We start from the raw sequence: 20,469 nt of genomic DNA on the forward strand, positions 1-20,469 counted from the left end.
TAAACGAAAAAAACCCGGCACGAAGCCGGGTTTGGATAAAGAGCGGGCTAAGCGCCAACGGCGCTGACACCACCTATTGAGGCAAAACTGCCTCCGGAACAGCCAGCGGACGCGACAGCAGCGTCGTCACCGCGCCCGACAGCGTCCACTCGCCGAACTGCTGCTCGTGGCTCGCATGCACCAGGCGGTCAAGACATAACACCTCGACACCGTCTGCTTCGACCGTGCCAAGGATGTTTGCCTGAAGCGCGCGGTTTGAACCCTCGCGCTTCACGGTCACGACGCCTTCACCGACGAGCACGGACACCTTTGCTTCCTTCATGCTGCCTCCTTCAACAGTTTGCGCATGTCGCCGCTCTCGCGATCGGCAATCAATGCAAGGTCATGAACAAAACGGTCCAGCAGTGAATCCATATGCAGGAACGTTTCGTCCTCAAGCTCGGGCGTCGCCCAGTCCAGTCCCGCCTGCGTCGCGTCACGTTTGTGCGCAACCATCTGGTCCTGATACTCGTCAATGCTGCCCGGCAAATGGAAATACAGCACCTTCAGGGTCCCCTTCCGGTTCCAGCGCAGCGCGCGCCGCATCGCCTGATACTCAATGCGCCACGTCCACGACCGGTCGTAAAACAGGATGTAGTCAGCGTTCGGCAGGTTGTAGCCCGCGCGCCCCGATGCCTTCGTTGCCAGAAGCCCCGTGGCCAGTCCCGTCAGAAACCGCTTGTCCTTGTCGGACACGCGGCGCTTGATCGGAATCTCGCCGTGAAACGGCACCGACTGCACACCGTGCGACGCAAGTTCGCGTGCGAGCAGATCCAGCACGCCCGGGTTTTCCGCGAACACGATCGCCTGCTTGCCTTCTGCGGCGATCTCGCGCATGCGCGAAATCACTGCACGCTGCTTGCTCGTCAGGCCACCGATGCGCTCGACGCCTTCCATCCCGTACTGCGGATAGTTGGCGGCAAAATGCACCGCACGGATACGCGCGAGGATCGTGACGAGATTGCATGCTTTCCTATCGTCGCGCGATGAGCGATACCAGTCAGCGAATTCGTCGGCCGCGCGCAGGTAAGCGGCAAGATGCCCACTGTCCCAGCCCACGGTCTCCACCTCAAATTCAGGCGGATCGATCCTGATGTACTTCGCGACTTCCGGTTCAGCTACCAGCCGCCGTTTGATATGCGGCGCCAGCATCGCCCGGTAACCATGCAGATTGCCGATCTTGGGCACTTCACGTTTCGCCCCTTCCTGCAGGCTTTCCGCGAACTGCCACGTGACCCATTCGAGCACAACAAAGTCATCCCGGAACCGGTCAACGCCGCGCATCGCATACTCGACGGTGTTAATCCAGTTCTGCTCCAGATAGCCGAGGCGATACCCGTAAGGCTGGGCCGCTGTTCCGTCACCCCCTGAAAACGCGATGAGCCCGAAAGCGTCACGCGGATAGTTGGGGATTGGGGAACCGGTAAGCACATAACGACGCCGGGCAGACAGTTGCCACAGCGCGCGGCTCTGATCGCTTGTCGGATTGGCAAGCCGCTCGCCTTCATCGGCAACCAGCAGACCGATGCGTCGACGCAGACGATGCGCATATGTCACGCGCTTCGATGCGTCCTTGTCGACGGGCATACGAAGCCGCTCATACGAGATCAGGTTGATCCGCCGCAGGTCCGTCAGGTCAGCCGCGCAACCGATGACTTTTACGTCATCGGCGTCGACCGGCAGCTGTGCAATCTCATTCATCATCTCGTCGATCAGGCGGGACTCCACAACGACGAGTCCATGCCTGACCTGCGAAGCGAGAATCAGCGCAATCGCGAGGCGCGACTTGCCACAGCCCTGCTCCCACGCAATCACACAGCCTGACGGCTTCATCAGCGTTTCGACCAGATCCTCAGTCTGAAACTCCCAGTCAAGCCATTGATCGATACCCAACGACTGGACCCTGGCCTTCAGCGCCGCGGCCTGCTGCGGAAACTTTACAGCGAGGCCTTCGTGCACCACCTCCCAACCCTCGGCGACGTTTTCGACCGCGAACCGCGCGTGCAACTCGTCGACCGACAGATGGTAGTTGGCGCCCTTCACGACGTACCGGTAGCGACCGTCATCCTCGCGTGCGAAGTTGACTGATTCGCCCGCCATCACCAGCGGACTCGCCCAGCGCGTTGCGTCAACCTTGTGGGTCTCACGCGCCTTGCCGGTGACGTTATCTGAAGAGCCCGCACCCGTCGTCCACGCCACATGTCTGAGCGGCGTGGCCTGCCGGATGCTTCTTCTCGCACGCCGCTCAAAGTGCTCGAGGAAACCCGGTGCGAACTGCGGTGCGCCTCCAACGCTGCGGATACGGTCGAGCAGTCTGTCCAGCGCGGCTCGCGGATGCTCCTGCATCAGATACGTCTCAAGATCGAGCAGTCCCTGACCGGCATACCGGAAGCCGCGCGGCAGCCGGTGGCCGTCACGCGAATAGATGCGATCAACGAAGACACTGTTGAGCACCATCGCCTCGTTGAAGCCACACGCGAAGCCGAGACGGATGCATCGGCCGTCATGCGAGATGACGACAGACTTGTCGCCCGTCACAGGCCGGGTGATGGCCGGCACGCTGTCATCGAGCTTCTGGAAGCGCAAGCGCGGTTCGCCAAAGCTTCGATCCTCGTAATGCAAACCGAGGTCGGGCCCCGGCAGCGCGAGGTTGTCGACTTTCGTTCGGACAAAGTCCGATGGCCTTGAGCGGTAGCGGTCAAACACCACAACAGCGGTCCGTACGTTTGCTCCTTCCGACCTGAACGCATCGGGCGGCAACTCGAACAGACCCGCTGCGCGGCGTCGCGCCGAGTCACCCAACCCGCCGGTCATGACGGCTTCGGCCGTCGTGATCGGAAGCAAGGCAACAACGATGTTCGCCGCGTCCAGCGCCTGATGCACCGAATACTCGTGACTCAGCGCGCTGGTGTTGGCCCCGTATCTGCCCCACGTGGTGCAGGGAAAAGGCTTCAGATGCGGTGACTCCAGATGCACGGAAAACGGCGGATTAATGATCGCGATGTCGAAGTTCGTGGGCTGGATGTCCTCCATCCCCGCATGCCTGAATTCGCAGTCGAACCCTGCGTCCTCAAACACCTTCTGACATTGCGTGATTACGTCCGCATGGACGTCGACGCCATACACCGCATATCGCTCCGGGTCAGCGTACTGAAAAAGCCGACCAGAGCCGACCGAGTTATCGAGCAGACGGATGCGACGATTGAGACGCCAGCCGCTGATGAAACTCCACATGAAGGCGGCGATCGCGTCCGGCGTGAAAAACTGCCCGAGGTGCTGCCGTCGCGCCGCGGCCAGTTCGCCCTGGTGAGCGACCGGTGCAGCCTGTGAGCCAAGACTGATGAGCGAGCGCAACGGCTCGTACCAGTCGGGCTCGAAGGAAAACAGATCTCTCTGCATGATTGCATCCATAAATAGAAAAGGCCCGCGTAAAAGCGGGCCGAAGAAAGGACGCCGACGTACTGCGCGGCGGGACGAAAACTACAGCTGATAAAACCTGCGAACAGCTCGCCGGCGCGCGGCGAACGGCTGGCCGCCCGTCACGTGCAACGGAGCCTGCAGCACGATGTGGCGCAAGGCGGCTGCACGCAGCGCGGGCGAGTAACGATCACTCGCCCTCACGATCGTCAAGAGAACGTCGTGCGGGAGCGCATACGTCTGCGCGACAAGGTGGGAGAAACGGAAGATGCGTTGACGGAACATGGCTGCTTCCGCCTCAATACCGATCACGTGAAGCAAGGTATTCCGCGCCATACTCGCTGATGAACAGCGACAGCGCGTCGCCCACCTCGTGCGAGAACTTAAATTGCCACTTCTCGTTGTACATCACGATGTCCAGGCCTTGGAAAGACACCTTTTCGCGCGTCTCGAAGTGGTAGTCGACCAGGCCACCATGGCTGAGCACGGAAGCAAGCGCGTCGAAGCCAGCATGGCCTGCGAAGGCACCGAGCCCGCGCGTGATGCTGGTAACTGTCTGCTGTGAGTGATAGGTCGGCCTCCGGGCGCTTGACCGATGGCATGGCTCGCTCCAGATGCGCCCCTCAAGCACGATTGCGCTCGACGTCCGCTTGATCTCGGAGTTCGGACGAATGTTGAACCCGTCAATGATCAGCTTCGCGGCCTGGATCAACGCGATACGCTTTCCAGCGTCGCCGCTGTAGGTGCGTTCGAGATGAGCCCAGAAAGCGTCGAAGTCAGGACACTTCCCCGCTGCGAGCGCCCCGCTAATATCGACGGAAGCCTTCTGGAGTTCCTTGCTGTCGTCGATCTCCAGCCGTCCTCCGGGCGGCGAAAAGCGTCGGACTGCTTCTCTAACGAGCACATGCGAGAGCCGGTTGCAGAAGTCGCTAAGTTCACGCTCCGTCTTGTATTCGGAGCGGGACTCTGCAGCGCGGTAGCAATACTGACCGTCGCCCGGGAAAAGCGCGATTTCTGCTGCCCTTACTTCAAGATAGGCAGCGGCCGCCTTCGTTTGTGCGTCCTTGAACTGCTGAACAAGTGCTGTGTACACGGTGTTTCCCTCGATGAAATTGACGGGAAACACCACGCCAGAGCGGGATGGTTCCCGTCTGGGTTGAATGAGCGGCCTGAGAGCGGCCGTCAGGTGAATTTGCGCTGATGCGCAGTCAGTCGATGCGCGTATGCGCGGGTGATGGGTAAACAATACGACGCGAGAAGCTGTCGGCACGGTCGAATGACGGCTATTTCGCCTCGCCTCTTTCCGCGGCCCGCCCAGAGTTATCCCCACTTTCGGGGGACAAACTTGTGGATAACTGCGACTCTGGGCTAGACCGAGGTCCCGTTCCTCGAACGCTGCGGAGCAACCGCCCTGCGGTGACCAGGTCCGCCGCCCATTAACGCGTTACGGACCAATCCGGAGAATGGTGGCGGTTTTCGTATCTCTTTCCGGCGCAGCACTTACATTCCACTTTCGATCTATGGCCACTGGAAAGGGGAATGCTCCAGTTTTTCCGCTCCCTTTGTCCGCCCATGAGAAAGGTGTTCGCTCGAAAATACGGAGCAGTGCTGCCCTTGCGCCACCAACACATCGGTCATCATGAAATTTAGTCAACGCGCCACGCTGTCCATCCTCGCCATCGCCGTGCTCACGTCGACGGTCACGATCGGCCTTGCTGGAATCCAGTTGCAACCACAACGCGCAGCCGTCGGCGTTGTGATCGACACCGCAATCGTCTCGGAACTGACAGGTGTCTCGGATGCGATCAAAGATTTGCCGCCTGAGCTTCGTTCCGGTGTTCTGGCACGTCACGAAGTGCGCTCTGAAGATGCGCTGAGCCAGTCACTAAGCGCGCAGCGCGCCAATCTTGCGGTAGCCGAGCGGGAGCGCGCATCAGAGATCGCGGCGCACGACCAGCGCGCAGCGTGGCTGATAGCTCTCGCCCTGTTCAACACGTTTGCTACAGCGATCGGTGCAATCTCACTCCTCGATGCTTATCGGGTAAAGCACAAGCCCAACGAGCCCGCGCGGCCCTGAGCGCATGGAACACGCTACCGAACACCTATTGCCCGCGACGGGCTACCGAATTGAGACACGCGCGATCGCGCTGTCGAACGGTTATTTCCCCGGTTTCTTGCTGGAACGCACTTTCGTCGGCAAGCACGTCGTTGACGGCGTGACCTTTCTCGAGTTTCAGAACGCAACAGGCGCGCGCCACGTCATTGACGCCTCGACCATCGAGCGCATCATCCCGCTCGGGCGGATGGCGAGGCTCGGCGACGCGCTCCGTCCCGCAAAGGTCCAACCTTGATCACGATCGTTTTTGAATTCCTCGATACAACGCGTGGACAAGGAGCCAGCAGCGCCGCCGCATTAGGACTTCCGGACTGCTGGATCGACGCCCTGATTGGCGACGGCTATATCGAACAACGGGACTACGTCGCTCCCGGCATACTGCGACGCATCGTTGCACGCTTCCCAACACAACACCACCTCGACCAGTTCGCGAGCAGCGTTCGTCAGGTGAGCAAGCTACTCGGGACGTATGCGTTTCGCGCGAGCAACGGCATTGCGATAGCAGACTTCCTACGGAACTGACCGATGACAAACGTCCGCTTCGATGGCCTGGTGACGTCCCTCGAAGACGTTCAGGACAATCCCGCGCGTTTCGCGACACGGCTCGAACGGGCGAAGCGCTCGCCCGGCTATGCCGAGTGTCTCTGCCAGAGCGCCGGCGGCGGCAAGCCACTGCGACTCGTCGTTCGCCGCTATGGCGCACTGTTCCATCTCGCGCGCTGGCCCGACGAAGGGATGCATCACAATCGGGACCTCTGCTCCTTCTTCGCCGAACCCACCGACGCTGGCCCGTCTTCCGTGACAGGGCAGGAAGCGATACGGAACACGGCAGCCGGCCTCGATGCGCGGCTGGACGTCTCTCTGACGGTGCGCACCGTCGAAAAGGCACGCCGCGAAAACTCAGAGAACGCCGCTCCGCGCGCCGAGTCGCGCCGGTCCGCTCCCCTTCTTGGATTTCTGCGACGCGTATGGCAGGACGCTCGCCTTAACCGTTGGTCTGCAGAAGCGCAGCGCAACTGGGGCACGTGCAGCGCGCGGATCCTTGCTGTGCTCGGCGATGGGAAGATGAACGGGAAGCAGATTCAGGATGTCGTTCACGTCATGCGGCGCTACGAAGAGAGTGAGCTCCCGACCATCAAGGCCGAGTTCGACGCCTTCCTCTCCCGCATTCGCACGACGCCCACAACCTCGGATCGCGGAGTGATCATCGCAGAGATAAAGGCGATCGACCCATCGAAATACGGTTTCGTCATTCGTCTGCGCCAGACGTTTGAAACGTTCTACGCGTCGAAGACGTTGATCGAGAACGCGGCCCGGTCTTTCCGGCATGCGTGGCCGATGATCGGCAAGCCGGAAGCACGCGTCGTCGCTGTGCTCGTCGTTGAACGCACGAAAGACGGCAATCTGCGGGCGGTCGATCTCGCGCTGCAGCTTTGCAGCCGCTCGTTCATCGCCTGCGACTCGAGCTACGAGGTGGAGATGGCGAATCGTCTCGTCGGAGAACGCCGGCGGTTCGACAAGCCACTACGCCGCGACCAGTCGGACGACATGCTGCCCGACTTCCGCCTGACTGACACCGCGCGCCCAACCGCCATCGAGGTCTACGGCATGGAATCGAACGATGCCTACCGTGCGCGCAAGTTGCAGAAACAGGTGCTGTACGCTTCGCGCAATGAGCCATGCGTTGAATGGATACCGCCGTCGCCGCTCTCCTCGGTCGCGCTGCCGTCGCCGACTTGACTTGCCGGTTATGTCGATAGGGTGAGCAGACATAGCTCTAAACAGGACCGTCCCAGTGGAATCCAACTCTTTCTTTCGCCGCGACGAGACGATCTCCCGCACGCTCTTTCCACCGGACGCCGCTTCCGCGGTACAGTCGCGGCCCGCCGCCCCATAAACCACTACCTTTAACAACCGGACGTGCATGAGCAGTGTCATCCCGTTCGCGCGCCTGCGCGTCACCACCGACGAACGCACCCACCGGCCCGGTGAGTGCGACCATCACAACATCCGCCTTGACCCACGCGGCGGAATCGTCACCTGCCGGGATTGTTCGGCCGCGCTCACGCCGTTCTGGGCGCTCACTATGCTCGCCGACCAGTACGCCGTCGCTCTGGCCCACATAGAGCGCCTGAACACACGGCTCGCGGCTGCAGACGCGCGCATTCTCGACCTGTCGGCCGAGCTCGATGGCAAGCAGACAAAAGAGCCATTAAAACCAGCCCCAACCTTCCCTTGACTGCGAGAGCCTTCATGGTCGAATGGTGTATCAGCTATCCCAAGGACGACACCACCATGAAGCGCAACTTCCCCTGCGGCCACTCGGGCAAAGGCAAGTACTGCCATACCTGCGCCGCCATCACCAAAGCCAAGGAAGCCGAGATGCTCGCAAGGCAGCATAAGCGTCTCGCCAAGGCAGAACTAGCCGCCGCCGATCCAATCGACCTGTCGTGCGTTGCGCATCTTCCGTCGATCCAGAAAGAGGCTCGAATGGTCCTGGCGAAGGTGCGGGACGGCACCCACCCCTGCGCCCTGAAGGGCAAGCCGATCCGGTCCTCAAATGGCCAGCTGCTCTCCGTGCCAGTGGGTTACGCCTACCGCCTGATGTTCGACTGTGAGTCGTTGCGACCGATACGTCTGCTGTCTCACGAGGCATACAATCGGGCCGCCGACGCCCTGCGGTCGTGATTTGCCCCAATCTGGCGTTTTTTCCTCTCGCTTTTTGCAGTGACGCCGGTCGGCGAATATTACAATCCCATACAAATACACTGACCTGCTAAAGCGCCATGACTGATGAACTATTCCCCTGCGCACACTGTGGCGGCAACTGGGCCTTCGGCTGGTCCCAACGAGTGATTGGGGGCCGCATCAGGCCGTCCACGAATTTTCTGCAAATCAACTCCAGCACCGCCCCCGTGATGAACGATATGGAGGCGCGATCGCTATCGGAGCCACCAACCGAGAAGCTTTGCTGCATCTTGTGTGACGACTGCGGGATGCAGACGCCGTGGATCCCCTTCACCGACAACAAGCACGCCGCGCTCGATGAAGCCGGAAAAATCTGGAACACGAGATTGAATCGGCCGGCCGCTACGGAAGGCGATCTGCTTGATCTTGTCCGCAAGGAAATCTCGCCGGTCGACGCGCCGTACCTTCTTGATCTGCTCGCGCGGACTGCTGAGGACTGGGAGAAGCGCGGCCCGGTCTTTTCAATGCTCGCTCAGAAAATCGTCGACGGGAAAATCACAACGCGCGACTTCTGGCCGGTCGACCCGGTGCTGGAGGATGCTGCGCGTTACCGCACGCTGCAGCAGATGGCGCGCTTCGTCTACATCGATGGTGTGGCGTCCGTGCAGTTTCCGCGCATTCCGGCGACCGGCGATGACGAGGAGTGCTCGTTCGAGACACGCGTCTCGGCAGCCGTCGACGATCTCCCGGATCGCAACCGCTGGTGACTTGACTTCATGAGAGCGGCGTCATACTGGAATCAAATCTCGCCGCACCGGTGAGCGAACGACCTTCGGAGAAAACATGTCACCTGTCGAATACATCCGCGCCGCATACCGCCACCGTGAGAAGTTGATGCCGCAACTGCTTACGCTCCTCGCGATCAGCGCAATCATCACCTACCATGCACTGACCAGCCCGCTTCTGAAGTGGCTTTTCTAGCGGCAACTCTCGTCCTGGGCTTCACGTACACGTAAAACGCGTTAAATTTCGCACGTTTCTAAGCCTTTGATTTGCCAAGGTTTGCAAGTGTGACGTTTATAGACCGCCCCAATAAACGTCACACTTACGTGTACGTCTTTGGGCGTTTGCGGGCAGGTCCGTGTTATCAAAGTTCCGAGATAGCGTTCAGAGGCCCACTGGAAGTGTCGGCGTCGGGCGCATTTGCAGGCACGCCAGTAAGCTGGGCGCTGGCCCGCTTCAACGCTCGAGGAGCCGGTAGAGCGCCTGTCGTGAAACTCCTAAAGCTGCGGCCGCCCGAGACTTGTTGCCGCCGGCCTGCGCGAGCGCCTCAACTGCCATTTCCGGCGTGATCCGGCGCTTCTTTCGCGCATCCATCGCCGCATGCGTTGACAGATAAGCGTTCGCCTTAGTCGCGCGGCTGTGTCCAGCTGCCTGCACAATGCGCTGCATCGCAGCCTTGTGCGCCTCACGGTCCACCCGTTCCGCGGGTTGCTTGATCGGAGCCCGGGCGCCAGTGATCCGCTCGTACATTTGCTGTAGGTACTGATGGCGGAGACCGTGGCTCGTTACGCCTATACCCCCCTGCGTGACGCCGTGCTTTTTGAGCACGTGATAGTAGTGTTCACGCCATTGTTTTTTCGTGTATCCATGCGGGATTGTTGACCCGGTATAAGCGTTTGCAAGCGTCGCCGCTTCCTCTAGCACGGCGAGCTTGAGTTCTATCGGCACGACGCGCTCCCGGCCGCCTTTCGTGCCTCGGGTGACATTGAGCAAACTATCGCCACGCACAGCTTCCTCGGGCCGAAGAAGGAAGCTCTCTTCAACGCGCAGACCAAACGCCGCCTGGAGTTTCAGTTGCACCGCCACGCTCGGGTGAGTGAAGGCGATCTCGTTGATCTTGGCTTCAGCGTCGATTCCATTTCCTTCCCACGATCTGTCCTGCAGCGCGACGTACGAGCGCACGAGGTTGTGCTGCTCGCGGTCGACATAATCGGCCAGCGTGCCGATCAGATTCGGCTTCTTCATCCACTCGCAGAGCGCCCGCAGATAGGTCAACTTGTTCTCGATTGTCCCCCCGGTCTGCTTCGCATCGACCCAGAACTTGACGAGAAACTCGACATGCTTGTGCTTCAGTGAGTATGGGGATTGCAGCGCGAAGCCATTCCGGCGCAACTCTTCAAACGACTTGCAGATCGCCAATGTCCGGCGCTCCTGCGTTTTTATCGAAAGCGGCTTCGCGCTGATTCTCGTCCGGCTATGGACGCGATTCACGTTATCCAGAAGCAGCTGTTCCAATGCAGCCTTGAAGTCGGCAGGCAACCAGTAGTCGCGCAGCACCGCGCGCACGTTCAATATCGCTGACACCCTGATGTCCCCATGCATGTCGCGCCGTGCAGCCATCGTTGCACAGCCTGTCCGCACGCCGCGGCGCCGGATACATTTTCAACCTGACCGCTTTTCACGGCCGTCGTCGTTCGCACTGCGGGCGGGACGTCGGAAGCCTATCCCCTGCATCAACCTGACCGCGCTGCGCGTTGCGTTCCCCGCCGGGTACTGCCTTCCTGTCCTTTAGCGATTCCATTCGATCAGCCCCGCACGTGGAAGAAACGTGCATCGACTGTCCATCTGCTGCCTGCTGCGAGACGCCGCGCTCACGCGCGATGCCTGCCTGCGATACCTGCTTTCCCTGCCATCACCGCATCGGATCTGCCTTTGCAGAGTCCATCGTCGTTGATCGGGTCCGCTGTCTCGCAGGTCGGGCCGCAGCGCTCTTTCGCTCCGCGATCCCGACTCCGCCGACTGCTCTGGCTACCGTGCCGGCCTGTGACACGCTTCGCGTGCCCGTGTGCGTCTGTCTATCGACTCGCACGACTTTGGCCAAATGCCCGGCAATACTTTTTGCGCAGTTCTTTCTCCGGCCGCGCCCGCCGTTCGTCTTCCGTACAGGGACATGCTCGCCTCAACTGGCGTGCACATACCCCCACCCCCAAGACTGTTCAATCTGCCGCTGTAGTAGGTCGGGCTTCATGTAACGAGTCCCAGCTTCGTGTGCTGAAAGGGTGCGTCCATACGTCTCTGAGTCGTCGCGCGCAGTGTCGGTAGTGTCCGACTGTCCGCTTTACACGTCGTCTCATCGCGCAAATCTGGGCAAAACCGCCCGCTAACCCAATGGATATCGCGTGTCCGGGGTCCTCAGTGTGGACCATGGTGCACTTGATTTGATTCAGAAAAAGGCCGCGTCAGAATGCGGCCTGTGACAGGAAGGGTTTTCGCCAGGCAAAGCGATCCCTTCAATGGTGAAACTCGGAGGTCGATGCGCTATCCGCGCGGTGGGTAACCAAGAGAATAGCTGCGCTCGCCGCTCCCGGAATTGCTAAAGCTCCCTAAATGTTGCGAGCTTTAGCTTCCTTGACTTCGCTCCCTAGCCGATAGAGTTGGAACGTCACTCGCGGTCTTGGGGCCAACGTTGGCCCCAACTCGGCCCCAAGAGCAGAAGACGTCATTGCGGCAGGGATCCTTCGGCCCGTACTTGGCCCCAGCAGGGACCAAGAGCAGAAGCCGTCATTGCGACAACGATCTTTGGCCCGTACTTGGCCCCTGCTGGGGCCGAACGCGCAGTGAACACTGATAGACAACTCTGGAGAGAGCCCAATGAAGGTATCGGTATTTGCAGTCGACGTCGGATACGGCAATACGAAAAGCGCATTCCGCCTGGGGTCGGACATTGCCACCCAAATGTTTCCCTCGGTGACGCCGATTGCGGTGAGCGAAGCGGTTTCTAGCTATGGACAAGGCGTGCTACATGCGCGCAAGGTATTGCCGATCGAAGTGGACGGCGCGACATACGAGATTGGCCCAGGCGTTGAACTGTCCTCCGCGTACGGCAATGCAGGTCGAACGCTATCGGAAGACTTCTGCCTCACGTCGAACTATGCAGCGCTACTCGGGGGATCTCTCCAGTTTGCGGGCGTCACCGAGGTCGACCGCATGGTGCTGGGGCTGCCCGTTCACACCATCAACAAATATTCGGCGCATCTGCGCGATGCGTTCACCGGGACGCTCAACTTTGGCCACGGCGATATCCGTGTTCACTCCGTAAAGGTAGTGCCGCAACCCCTGGGATCACTCGTATCGTTCTCCGAGTACGGCGGTAGCCGCTTCGACCGCGAAAACGCCCATCTGGTTATTGATGTAGGCTATTTCACGACTGACTGGGTGGTCGCTCACGGCTTCACGATGAATGACCGCCGCAGCGGCGGCGCTCCAGGCGGTGCGTCTCAGGTCTACAAGAGCATTGCGTCGCTGATCGCAAAGACCGAGAAGGAACCGGTCGATGACATTGAACGGATCGACAAATGCCTGCGCGAGAAAAAGCCGCTCCTGTTCTACGGGAAGGATGTTGACCTTAGCCCCTATCTGGAACAGTCGCAGGCCATCATCAACGCAACGGTCAAGGAAATGCAAAACCGTGTCGGCCGGACTGCGGACTTACGCTCGATCGTCCTCACCGGTGGTGGCGCAGCTCTTTACGAACCCTCGATACGCGCCGCGTTTCCGCGCGTCCAACTCGACGTGCTCGATGCTCCCTGCTATGCCAACGCAAAGGGCTTCCTGATCGTTGGTGAGGCAACGCTTGCTCGCGAACGCAAACAGGTGGGAGCCGCTGCATGATTGGAAAGGCCGTGGTCAAAGTCACGCTCAATGAAGCGACGGACCCTGATCTTTTCGCCTTCATCAAACAGTTCGACAATGAGCGCATGCGCGCGGGCGCACTCAGGGCGCTCGCGCGAGCGGCGCTCAACGAGGGGAACGCGAAACGTCTTGCATCCGGCGTTTCCGTCGAGCCGGTCATGCGCATGACGGAACCGGCGGCGCCCCAGCCGAAAACAGAGGCCGCAGATATGGTTAAGAGCGATCCCACACCGATCTTCTCTGTCGATGCTGCCCCGGCCACGGCGTCAGAACCGCTCGAGTCGCACGCTGCGGAGCCGGGGATCAACGGCACACGGCGTTTTAACACGGACGCTATCGCCGACCAGTTCGCCGACTTCTAGTCGCGGCCGATGTCCTTGACTTCACGCCACATTTGCGAAGATAGGTCATCGGCCCGCAATAGAGGGCTTCACTAACGGAGTAGAAACGATGGATCTCCTGCACATACTCACCAACGTGGACTGGACTCGGGCCGCGCGCTTTTGGCTCCTCGTCGCAGTCGTTGTTGCCCTGTGGGAATCGGCGTATCACCTCCGCAGCGCGGCGCTGTCGTGGCTTCGAAAGGATCGCGACCATGCTTGAAAAATTCTGGGCTCTCGATCCGCTCGCACGGCGCGCGGTTATCGCCGCCGGCCTTGCTGGATTGATGTTTATCGACCTGCTCTTTCCGACCTGCGATGTCACGGTGTGGGTGTTTTTCATCTGCGGCACCGCCTTTCTTTGGGCGATCGGGATTCTTCGCCCATTCCTTATCATGATGTACTACCTTCTGCGCACGGTCATCCGGGTCAAGACGCGGCCCTGGTGGTGGCGATAGAAGGACGAGCGGTCCGTACAGTCGAAAAAAAACCCGGCCATTGGCCGGGTTTGTCTTTATGGGGTTGAGTCAATGCAACAAGGCAATAGCGTGAGCTCGACCCTGATGGCGAACGCAATAGAACCACGCGTCATCCAGATCCAGGCCGACCTTTTCGGGTTTCGTATTCACCGCCTGACGCCGGTCGATCACATCGTAAGCCTTCGCCTGCGACTTGCCGACGCGCACCGAACCGTTTTCAACACCCGAAGTAGCGACAATCTCAAACCGGCCAACAATCATCTTGAACATGCTTCTCTCCATGAGATAGGCCCAGACGGATTGACGGCCCCGGCGGGGACGAATCCCCACCGGGCGGTTAAGAACAACTACTGAACGGACAAAGCCGCTGTCAATCAGATGTGCAGCGCCTCGCGCGTGCTGCCCAGCCGCACAGGGACGGCTGGACCGCGAGGCTTGTTACATGACGTCATCCATTCGTCCGCGAAGTCGGTCCCGCGAACCTTCGGGCGGTGAACGATGGCGGTATAGCCGTCGGCGCGAAGCCGTTTCGCAAGCGCCAGCGCATCAGCCATCCCGGGAGACTTTCGCGTCTTCGGATCAATCGCATCAAAATCCGCGAAGATGTGCACTACGCGAATTCCGTAGCCTTCAGGAACAACGAAGTCAGAAAGCAGCACACGGTTGAGGCAGTACCACACCGGCACGCCGAAAAGCATGTGCGCGCCGAGCACCGATTCCAGCCCTTCTCCCACGCCGATCTCGCCGTTGACCGGCTCCATCAGCCGGACTGCGCCGCCGTTGAGTTTATGCAGCGTCACGTCATTCATCTTTGAAGGCAGGACTTCGCCATCATTAGTGATGATCGTTGCCTTCGCAGGCTTAGACCGATCAAGGAACGTCCGGTGAAGCGTGCCGAGGCGTCCATCAGGCAGCGTGAATCTGGCGAGAATGCCGGGCCACTTTCCAATGACCTTTTTCTCGTGCCGATATTCGAGCATTGCCAGACGGAGCGCCGGGGACGACGGAAGGTCAAGACCGGGCACTCTCGCACGTAGATACCTCGACACGAGATCGTCGTGTCCGTGCACCACGGCGCTGCTCCACATTGACTCCAGCCGCTTTCGGGCCCATGCCGGATCGGCCTTTCGACCGGGCGAAGGCGCAGTACCAGTAAATCGCGGCGTATCGTGCGCCGTCAGCGGAGCGCCCTCGAGCTCAAGCATCAGCTCTCGAAAAGTGATCCCCGCTGCCTTGCAGATCAGCTCGAAGCCGTCTCCGGCCTTCATGCTTCCTTCGTCGCACTTGCGGCACACCCAGTCGCCGCGGCCGCGCTTGTTGTCATAAGTGAAGCGGTCGTTACCGCCGCAGATCGGACAAGGCGCGCCTTTTCCGGTGAGTGAGGTTGCGGGCACTCCGTACTTCTGGAGCAACGCTACCCACTGTTCCGGGGACAGCTTCAGGTCCTTAACATTCATATGTCACTCCAGTAGTGGTGTGGTTGAGGTCGATGCCTTTACAGGCGGTGAAACCGTTGTTCAGAAAAGCCGTCGGTTACGCGTAAGCCACGCGGAACGGCTTTTCTCAGCAAGGACGGGCGCTGCCGGTTGGAGTACTGACAAATGCGAGGAAAGAAAACCCACACTTCGCGCCCAGCCACCCGTGAGGGATGGTCAAGGCAGCGAAGGTGAGCAGAGCCAGGAATAAAGGTGAGAGAGTTCGGGATCAGATGTTCTGAATGTCCATCACGACTTCTTTTTGATAGACCACAGCCACTTGTCCCACAGGACCTGAGCGCCCGTTCCGTCAAGAATCGGCTCCCCGCGCGAATTGACTGCGGGCACCTTCGTCTTGCCGAGTCGCCGGACTTCGACGCGATCACCAAGGCGGCAGTGCGTCTCGGCGATTGCGTCACGCAGGCCTTCGCCCTGCAACAGGCGGGTCTGCCCACGGTTCTCCAGCGTCAGGCAGAACGACTCGTAGGTCTTGCCGGGACGCTTTCCATCGGGGAACTCGCGCTCGCCCCACTCTTTTACGACGCCGTAATGCGGACGCTCCGTGCGATGCGGCTCCGACGCTTTCGCGGACGACGCCAACGCTGGCGCCGCATTCTCGATCACGACCGGCGTGGTAGCTGGCTTGACTTGCACAGGTGCACGGGCACGCTCTGCCTCTGCGGCCTCACGCTCCCGGACGACCGGCGAAGCCGCCGCCTTGATCGCCGCAGCGATCGCCTCCGTCAGCGGGCCGGGATGTTCGTCAACGACGGCCCAGTGAGGTTCGAGTGACGGTACGAGCTTCATGCCGACAGGCGTGTCGCGCAGCTGGTAATCGAAGGCCGGGCGAAACTGAACGACTACATCGCCTTCGTCGCGGAACAGCCGCGCCTCGCCTGCGATAACCACCTGACGCTCGTTGCGGCCCCCTTGCCCTACCACTACCGGTGCGGGAGCTGCCGGCGCTGCTACTGGCTCCCGAAGGCCAAAGAGTCCGCTCAGGACTTTGCCGAATGTCGTTGCTGTCATCTCCGGCTCTCCTACAGCAAGGAGCCGAAGCAGCTACGACGAACATCTTCCATGTCCCGCCTGAGCAGCGGATTTTCCATGATGATGTTCTGCAGGGCATCGGCGGGGTAACCACTGACCTCACACACGTAACGGTACGGCAGGGCGCCGTCCCAGAATTCCATCACCCAGCCAAGGGTTGCGCGATAGTCCGCCAACTCGATCTTCTTACAGTTTCGAATTCTCTCGCCGAACAGCGCACAACAGTCCGCCAATGACTCAGGCATGTTGTCGCCCCGACGGCTGTCCCTCGCAAGGTTTACCAGTGCATCGACCATCTTCTCGCGCACCGCTTCGCTCCAGAACTGTGGATCGGGCAACGGATCAGGCTTGATGGGTGCTCTGACAACCACCGGCAATTCGCCGCCGAACATATCGAGTTGCCATGCCGTGATTTCTGTTTCCATGGGATTTCTCCGAAAAGCGGGAAACCCATGCCCCGCAACGGGAAGGGTTCCCGTTGGGGTGAATTGCAAGGACGCCCCGGAGGGCGTCCTTGCTGTTGAGGCGACTCGACTATTCGTCGGTGCCGGTCTTAAGAGGAACAACGACAGGCGACTTCGCGTAGTGTCGTTTGATAGGTGTTACAGCCGCCGTCGGCACCGCTTCGGCCTGAGGCTTGGCAGTCGTCGGCGTTGCCGGTGTTGTATCGCTCGTCTCTTTCTCGTCTTTCAATGCGTCGCGGATCGCCGATCTGATCCATTTAATCGCGAGGAAGCCGACAAAAAGTGCGGCGAAGAATGAATGTGCCGCGAGCCAAAGCGCAAAGCACACAGCGAGAAACGACATGGGCGAACGAGTCGCCTTCATCAAGAACTGCTTCGGCATTTTTCTCTCCAGAAAAATTGACGCACTAGGGGATGTCCAGGCTGGAAGGCACTGGACCGTTTCGATGCTCTTGTGAGCAGGGAAAACGGGCGCGCGGAGAGACGCTTTCCTCACGGCTCGGTCAAGACGTGACAAAAGCAGCTATCGGCGGAAGCGAACAGGGGATAGAGCGCGGCCGCATTACGTCACACGGCCAACAAACTCGAGTCGATGCGTCCAGGACGCGGGGATAGGAGTGACTTTACGCATCGCCAGTCGACCTGGCGACGGAAAAGCTTTAGAAAACAGGTGTGCTTTCGCCTTTGCAATACGAATCTGGCGTCTTTCGCTCCCTTGACTTCGAAATAGACGTGTCAAGCTGAACTCATCATCAACGCATGGGGCAGCAATGTTTATTCAGATTCTTCTGGGAGTCGCCGCGTGGCAAATCGTCACTCGAAAAAAACGTCCATCGTTTGGCCGCCTGTTCCGGCGAAAGCCCACGGACCGCAGTTCGGTGCTCGGAGAAGCAGGCGAAGCGAAAGCGCAGGCCGCGTTGCGTAACAGCCTGACCGCTATCTGCGGCGCTGACTACCATCTTTTCAACGGGCCGATCATTGTTGAACACGCGCCTGGCGCGGACTTCCCAACCGCCGAGATTGATCACCTCGCCGTTACCCCGTTCGGCATCTTCGTGTTCGAGACCAAGAACTGGTCGGGCTATATCAGTCCTGCCTCGGTTCCCGGCTTCCTGACGAGGACAGATCGCGACGGCAAGGCAGAGGACCGCCGATCGCCGCTGGAGCAGAACCGGACGAAGGTCGCGTTTTTCCGCCGCCGCCTTCCCTCCCTGTGGCCCGTCGCCGGTGCCGGTTTGCTCGTTTCTGACGATGCACATCTCAGCCCCGCGCTCCATTCCGACCTTCTGTCTCTCAGCGACCTGCCGCACTGGCTGCGCGCGCGACGCGACAGCTACGCGGGGATGCAATCCGTCGACGTGCAGAAGGCCACTCAGGGAATTGCGGTTCTGATCGAAAGGTCGCCTGCTGCTATGGAAGCGCACCTCGCCCGGGTAGCGAGGTAAAACTTACCGTTTCACTTTCAGCAATAGAGCGATTGCTCTCAGATGTGACTAAATGTTTCCGAAACGTGACCGTTATGTATGTCTTCGGTTCCCTTAAAACGGAGAGCGGATGCCCCCCGCTTCTACAAAAGACGGTGCGAAAACGTCGTCTTTCCCGGGTTGGGCGCGAATTCAACGCGTTACTCTCTCTTACAAATTGCATTAACGGGGTGGTTTATGAGCGCAGCAAACGACGACGAATTCAAGGCCATCAGTGCACTGCTCAAGGCATGCGAGGCGGACCGCCAGTCGCTCCCTACGAAAGCTGAGCAATTGGTGCGTCTTGGCGAAAAAATGCAGCAACTGATGGAGAAGTCCATCGAAGTGCATGTTGGCCGGCTTGGTGATACGCCGGCCAATAGACGAGCAGCCGTCTCGCTCTGTTACCGGTTTATTCGCGAAACGATGGGCGTTTCAACGCCGAGCGCCAGAGCATATATCCGTTGCTATCAAAAGTTCGGCGACAACCCGGCGGCCACACGGCATCTGACGTATGGAGTGCTTTCCGCTCTCGCCGGAAGGAATGTCAGTGCGGACCATATCGACGCAATTGTTCGTGCAAAGGCGGAAAACCCCGACATGACGCGCCAAGAATTGATGGCCCTCTTCCGGTCCCTCACGGAGAGTCACCGAGAGGACGGACGTGACGCGTCGTAACAGCGGCAAGGGCCGGGCAACCGGATCCGAGCGATCAGCATAAGTAAGTGGGTTAGCGAAGCAACGCTTCGATTTAGGGCGAAAGCTCCTTTCAACGACGACAACGAGGGTGGTCGTCATTTCAACTTCTGGAGAGAAGAATGCAAAATGGCAAGACGTCCAGAACTGACCTGAGGCTTTCGAGCCGGGCGCCAGTTCACAGGATGGTTCCGAAAGACACGTACCAGGACGATGACGCGGCCTCATCCGCGGATCTGGTCCCGTTCGATCCGATGACTGAGTTTGTCTTCAGTGTGCAAGACCCGAACGCGGTGACGCGCGACAGGATCGCGGCGGCCGCGCGCGAGATCTTTGGCACGGGACCCGAAGGCAGCGACTTCATCGCGAAGCTCGTTGAGCACACGCTCTCGGTTGCAGAGTCAAAAGCGAAGATCGTTCAGGAACTGATCATCCTCGGCGGCAACCTTCAGCAAATGGTCAACATGGCCATCACTCATCACACCGGTAAGGTCGGTGACACACTCACTGCGCGCCGGAAGGCAGCGCAACTCTGCTTTGAATTCTTCAAGGCGGTGCTGGGTATCACACAGCCCAGCGCTCGTGGCTACATTCGCTGCCACCAACGCTTTGCGGATGATGCTGAAGCGATCCGTATCTTCAGCTATGGGGAACTGAACCTGCTAGCCGCCAAAGACGTTACGGACGAGCAGATCGACGCCATCAAGCTCAAGAAACGGGAAGCCGAAGAGCTTAAGGACCCCAGCAAGAAGATGACACGGGATGACGTCGAAAGGCTGCTGCGAGAACTGCAGATGAAGGACGAGCAGGTCGAAGACGTCACCCGCGAACTGGAGAACATCCACGAAATACTTGAGAACCACAAGACGCAACTTGAGGTCACTGACCGCGAGAGCCAGCATCTCAAGGAGCAGCTTGCCACTTACGAGCGTCATCTTGCCGAAAAAGAAAGCAGCATCGCCAACCTTCGCACCGCATTGACCGAGCGCACTTCCGGCTATCCGGCGATGGAGCAGGAACTGGCTGCCAAAAACAGAAAGCTCGAGGAGCTTTCGCAGCAACTCCTGGCTGCCCAGAATGCGCCAGCGAAAGTGGAAAAGGTCGAAGTTCCCGTTGAAACGCTTCCCGCGGGCTATCAAACAACCAAGCAAGCGGTGATGGCAGCGCTCGAGGAACTCGAAGAGGCAAAGAGCAGGACGCAGGCTCTCAAAGACGAACAGGTCACCATCGAGGCGGAACTCAGGCGTCAGCAAGCCGAACTGATTGCCAACAAGGCAGTGCACAGTTCTCTTGAAGCGCTGACCGCCGCCTGGGAGGACGTCAGCGGCAAGATGAGCTCGTTCCAACTGGCTGTGCTGGCATCCTCGGATCCGAAGCAGTACGACCCCGCGCTCGAGGCCCTGGCTGCGCAGCTGCGCAAGTATGTCGCCGAAATCGAAGCGGCGTTGCAACGGTAATAGACCGATGCGATAGCGAATGGCGCCCTAGGCCGGGCGCTGGATCAACA

Annotated in this window: 25 protein-coding genes; 15 read left to right on the forward strand and 10 right to left on the reverse strand. The window is 59.8% G+C overall.

Annotation, left to right across the window (positions count from 1 at the left end):
• Positions 1–73: 73 nt before the first annotated feature.
• From H3V53_RS15220 to H3V53_RS15235, 4 genes are all read right to left on the reverse strand, one after another.
• Positions 74–322, reverse strand: coding sequence for a hypothetical protein (locus tag H3V53_RS15220; protein WP_336598631.1), 249 nt, complete (start codon positions 320–322; stop codon positions 74–76).
• Positions 319–3,438 (reverse strand): SNF2-related protein, encoded by a 3,120-nt coding sequence (locus H3V53_RS15225; RefSeq protein ID WP_336598632.1) that lies wholly within the window; start codon positions 3,436–3,438, stop codon positions 319–321. The genes H3V53_RS15220 and H3V53_RS15225 overlap by 4 nt, the downstream gene beginning before the upstream one ends.
• A gap of 81 nt (positions 3,439–3,519) precedes the next feature.
• A complete protein-coding gene (locus H3V53_RS15230; RefSeq protein WP_336598633.1) occupies positions 3,520–3,741 on the reverse strand; it encodes a hypothetical protein in 222 nt (73 codons plus the stop codon).
• A gap of 13 nt (positions 3,742–3,754) precedes the next feature.
• Positions 3,755–4,549 carry a hypothetical protein gene (locus H3V53_RS15235; protein ID WP_336598634.1) on the reverse strand — a complete coding sequence of 265 codons (795 nt, stop codon included), beginning with the start codon at positions 4,547–4,549 and terminating at the stop codon, positions 3,755–3,757.
• Positions 4,550–5,140: 591 nt separating this feature from the next.
• On the opposite strand from H3V53_RS15235, the gene H3V53_RS15240 reads away from it, so the two are divergent.
• From H3V53_RS15240 to H3V53_RS15275, 8 genes are all read left to right on the forward strand, one after another.
• A complete protein-coding gene (locus H3V53_RS15240) occupies positions 5,141–5,533 on the forward strand; it encodes a hypothetical protein (protein ID WP_336598635.1) in 393 nt (130 codons plus the stop codon).
• A gap of 28 nt (positions 5,534–5,561) precedes the next feature.
• Entirely contained in the window at positions 5,562–5,807 is a 246-nt protein-coding gene (locus H3V53_RS15245) for a hypothetical protein (protein ID WP_336598636.1), read from the forward strand.
• Complete coding sequence (locus tag H3V53_RS15250; protein ID WP_336598637.1) at positions 5,804–6,094, forward strand: hypothetical protein; 291 nt, start codon at positions 5,804–5,806, stop codon at positions 6,092–6,094. The genes H3V53_RS15245 and H3V53_RS15250 overlap by 4 nt, the downstream gene beginning before the upstream one ends.
• Before the next feature lie 3 nt (positions 6,095–6,097).
• Positions 6,098–7,312, forward strand: a complete 1,215-nt coding sequence (locus H3V53_RS15255) for a DUF1173 family protein (protein WP_336598638.1) — start codon at positions 6,098–6,100, stop codon at positions 7,310–7,312.
• A 184-nt stretch (positions 7,313–7,496) separates the two neighbouring features.
• The gene (locus H3V53_RS15260) at positions 7,497–7,811 is read left to right on the forward strand and encodes a hypothetical protein (RefSeq protein WP_336598639.1); all 315 of its coding nucleotides are present in this window, start codon (positions 7,497–7,499) and stop codon (positions 7,809–7,811) included.
• A gap of 56 nt (positions 7,812–7,867) precedes the next feature.
• Positions 7,868–8,260, forward strand: a complete 393-nt coding sequence (locus H3V53_RS15265) for a DUF7682 family zinc-binding protein (protein WP_336598640.1) — start codon at positions 7,868–7,870, stop codon at positions 8,258–8,260.
• Positions 8,261–8,568: 308 nt separating this feature from the next.
• A complete protein-coding gene (locus H3V53_RS15270) occupies positions 8,569–9,027 on the forward strand; it encodes a hypothetical protein (protein ID WP_336598641.1) in 459 nt (152 codons plus the stop codon).
• Between the two features lie 76 nt (positions 9,028–9,103).
• Positions 9,104–9,241: a hypothetical protein gene (locus H3V53_RS15275; RefSeq protein WP_336598642.1), complete on the forward strand. Its 138-nt coding sequence runs from the start codon at positions 9,104–9,106 to the stop codon at positions 9,239–9,241.
• Between the two features lie 258 nt (positions 9,242–9,499).
• Here the strand turns inward: H3V53_RS15275 and H3V53_RS15280 are convergent, their stop codons facing one another.
• Positions 9,500–10,627: an integrase domain-containing protein gene (locus tag H3V53_RS15280; RefSeq protein ID WP_336598678.1), complete on the reverse strand. Its 1,128-nt coding sequence runs from the start codon at positions 10,625–10,627 to the stop codon at positions 9,500–9,502.
• A 1,287-nt stretch (positions 10,628–11,914) separates the two neighbouring features.
• Between H3V53_RS15280 and H3V53_RS15285 the strand changes: the two genes are divergently transcribed.
• The 4 genes from H3V53_RS15285 to H3V53_RS15300 all read left to right on the forward strand — a co-directional run bounded on the left by H3V53_RS15285 (position 11,915) and on the right by H3V53_RS15300 (position 13,793).
• Positions 11,915–12,934 (forward strand): PRTRC system protein D, encoded by a 1,020-nt coding sequence (locus H3V53_RS15285; protein WP_336598643.1) that lies wholly within the window; start codon positions 11,915–11,917, stop codon positions 12,932–12,934.
• The gene (locus H3V53_RS15290; protein WP_336598644.1) at positions 12,931–13,317 is read left to right on the forward strand and encodes a hypothetical protein; all 387 of its coding nucleotides are present in this window, start codon (positions 12,931–12,933) and stop codon (positions 13,315–13,317) included. The genes H3V53_RS15285 and H3V53_RS15290 overlap by 4 nt, the downstream gene beginning before the upstream one ends.
• 88 nt (positions 13,318–13,405) lie before the next feature.
• On the forward strand, positions 13,406–13,558 hold the full coding sequence (locus H3V53_RS15295; RefSeq protein ID WP_336598645.1) for a hypothetical protein: 153 nt from the start codon (positions 13,406–13,408) through the stop codon (positions 13,556–13,558).
• A complete protein-coding gene (locus tag H3V53_RS15300; protein WP_028366961.1) occupies positions 13,551–13,793 on the forward strand; it encodes a hypothetical protein in 243 nt (80 codons plus the stop codon). Before H3V53_RS15295 ends, H3V53_RS15300 begins: the two co-directional genes overlap by 8 nt.
• Positions 13,794–13,862: 69 nt before the next feature.
• On the opposite strand, the gene H3V53_RS15305 is transcribed toward H3V53_RS15300, so the two are convergent.
• The 5 genes from H3V53_RS15305 to H3V53_RS15325 all read right to left on the reverse strand — a co-directional run bounded on the left by H3V53_RS15305 (position 13,863) and on the right by H3V53_RS15325 (position 17,185).
• Entirely contained in the window at positions 13,863–14,084 is a 222-nt protein-coding gene (locus H3V53_RS15305; RefSeq protein WP_028366960.1) for a hypothetical protein, read from the reverse strand.
• A gap of 104 nt (positions 14,085–14,188) precedes the next feature.
• A complete protein-coding gene (locus H3V53_RS15310; protein ID WP_336598646.1) occupies positions 14,189–15,271 on the reverse strand; it encodes a DUF7146 domain-containing protein in 1,083 nt (360 codons plus the stop codon).
• Positions 15,272–15,538: 267 nt separating this feature from the next.
• Positions 15,539–16,318, reverse strand: coding sequence for a hypothetical protein (locus tag H3V53_RS15315; protein ID WP_336598647.1), 780 nt, complete (start codon positions 16,316–16,318; stop codon positions 15,539–15,541).
• Positions 16,319–16,329: 11 nt separating this feature from the next.
• Positions 16,330–16,764 (reverse strand): hypothetical protein, encoded by a 435-nt coding sequence (locus H3V53_RS15320; RefSeq protein ID WP_336598648.1) that lies wholly within the window; start codon positions 16,762–16,764, stop codon positions 16,330–16,332.
• Between the two features lie 109 nt (positions 16,765–16,873).
• Complete coding sequence (locus tag H3V53_RS15325; RefSeq protein ID WP_336598649.1) at positions 16,874–17,185, reverse strand: hypothetical protein; 312 nt, start codon at positions 17,183–17,185, stop codon at positions 16,874–16,876.
• Between the two features lie 388 nt (positions 17,186–17,573).
• On the opposite strand from H3V53_RS15325, the gene H3V53_RS15330 reads away from it, so the two are divergent.
• The 3 genes from H3V53_RS15330 to H3V53_RS15340 all read left to right on the forward strand — a co-directional run bounded on the left by H3V53_RS15330 (position 17,574) and on the right by H3V53_RS15340 (position 20,419).
• Positions 17,574–18,248 carry a nuclease-related domain-containing protein gene (locus H3V53_RS15330; RefSeq protein ID WP_336598650.1) on the forward strand — a complete coding sequence of 225 codons (675 nt, stop codon included), beginning with the start codon at positions 17,574–17,576 and terminating at the stop codon, positions 18,246–18,248.
• Positions 18,249–18,464: 216 nt separating this feature from the next.
• Positions 18,465–18,944 carry a hypothetical protein gene (locus H3V53_RS15335; RefSeq protein ID WP_336598651.1) on the forward strand — a complete coding sequence of 160 codons (480 nt, stop codon included), beginning with the start codon at positions 18,465–18,467 and terminating at the stop codon, positions 18,942–18,944.
• Between the two features lie 140 nt (positions 18,945–19,084).
• Positions 19,085–20,419, forward strand: a complete 1,335-nt coding sequence (locus H3V53_RS15340) for a coiled-coil domain-containing protein (RefSeq protein ID WP_336598652.1) — start codon at positions 19,085–19,087, stop codon at positions 20,417–20,419.
• Positions 20,420–20,469: the final 50 nt, after the last annotated feature.

Origin of the sequence: Paraburkholderia bengalensis (assembly GCF_037126505.1) — a bacterium.
Classification (GTDB): domain Bacteria; phylum Pseudomonadota; class Gammaproteobacteria; order Burkholderiales; family Burkholderiaceae; genus Paraburkholderia; species Paraburkholderia bengalensis.

Bases quoted from the DNA above. Each gene is read 5' to 3' on its own strand.
- H3V53_RS15220 (WP_336598631.1), bottom strand. From the start codon at position 322: ATGAAGGAAGCAAAGGTGTCCGTGCTCGTCGGTGAAGGCGTCGTGACC.
- H3V53_RS15225 (WP_336598632.1), bottom strand. From the start codon at position 3,438: ATGCAGAGAGATCTGTTTTCCTTCGAGCCCGACTGGTACGAGCCGTTG.
- H3V53_RS15230 (WP_336598633.1), bottom strand. From the start codon at position 3,741: ATGTTCCGTCAACGCATCTTCCGTTTCTCCCACCTTGTCGCGCAGACG.
- H3V53_RS15255 (WP_336598638.1), top strand. From the start codon at position 6,098: ATGACAAACGTCCGCTTCGATGGCCTGGTGACGTCCCTCGAAGACGTT.
- H3V53_RS15260 (WP_336598639.1), top strand. From the start codon at position 7,497: ATGAGCAGTGTCATCCCGTTCGCGCGCCTGCGCGTCACCACCGACGAA.
- H3V53_RS15265 (WP_336598640.1), top strand. From the start codon at position 7,868: ATGAAGCGCAACTTCCCCTGCGGCCACTCGGGCAAAGGCAAGTACTGC.
- H3V53_RS15270 (WP_336598641.1), top strand. From the start codon at position 8,569: ATGCAGACGCCGTGGATCCCCTTCACCGACAACAAGCACGCCGCGCTC.
- H3V53_RS15275 (WP_336598642.1), top strand. From the start codon at position 9,104: ATGTCACCTGTCGAATACATCCGCGCCGCATACCGCCACCGTGAGAAG.
- H3V53_RS15285 (WP_336598643.1), top strand. From the start codon at position 11,915: ATGAAGGTATCGGTATTTGCAGTCGACGTCGGATACGGCAATACGAAA.
- H3V53_RS15290 (WP_336598644.1), top strand. From the start codon at position 12,931: ATGATTGGAAAGGCCGTGGTCAAAGTCACGCTCAATGAAGCGACGGAC.
- H3V53_RS15295 (WP_336598645.1), top strand. From the start codon at position 13,406: ATGGATCTCCTGCACATACTCACCAACGTGGACTGGACTCGGGCCGCG.
- H3V53_RS15300 (WP_028366961.1), top strand. From the start codon at position 13,551: ATGCTTGAAAAATTCTGGGCTCTCGATCCGCTCGCACGGCGCGCGGTT.
- H3V53_RS15305 (WP_028366960.1), bottom strand. From the start codon at position 14,084: ATGTTCAAGATGATTGTTGGCCGGTTTGAGATTGTCGCTACTTCGGGT.
- H3V53_RS15310 (WP_336598646.1), bottom strand. From the start codon at position 15,271: ATGAATGTTAAGGACCTGAAGCTGTCCCCGGAACAGTGGGTAGCGTTG.
- H3V53_RS15315 (WP_336598647.1), bottom strand. From the start codon at position 16,318: ATGACAGCAACGACATTCGGCAAAGTCCTGAGCGGACTCTTTGGCCTT.
- H3V53_RS15320 (WP_336598648.1), bottom strand. From the start codon at position 16,764: ATGGAAACAGAAATCACGGCATGGCAACTCGATATGTTCGGCGGCGAA.
- H3V53_RS15325 (WP_336598649.1), bottom strand. From the start codon at position 17,185: ATGCCGAAGCAGTTCTTGATGAAGGCGACTCGTTCGCCCATGTCGTTT.
- H3V53_RS15330 (WP_336598650.1), top strand. From the start codon at position 17,574: ATGTTTATTCAGATTCTTCTGGGAGTCGCCGCGTGGCAAATCGTCACT.
- H3V53_RS15335 (WP_336598651.1), top strand. From the start codon at position 18,465: ATGAGCGCAGCAAACGACGACGAATTCAAGGCCATCAGTGCACTGCTC.
- H3V53_RS15340 (WP_336598652.1), top strand. From the start codon at position 19,085: ATGCAAAATGGCAAGACGTCCAGAACTGACCTGAGGCTTTCGAGCCGG.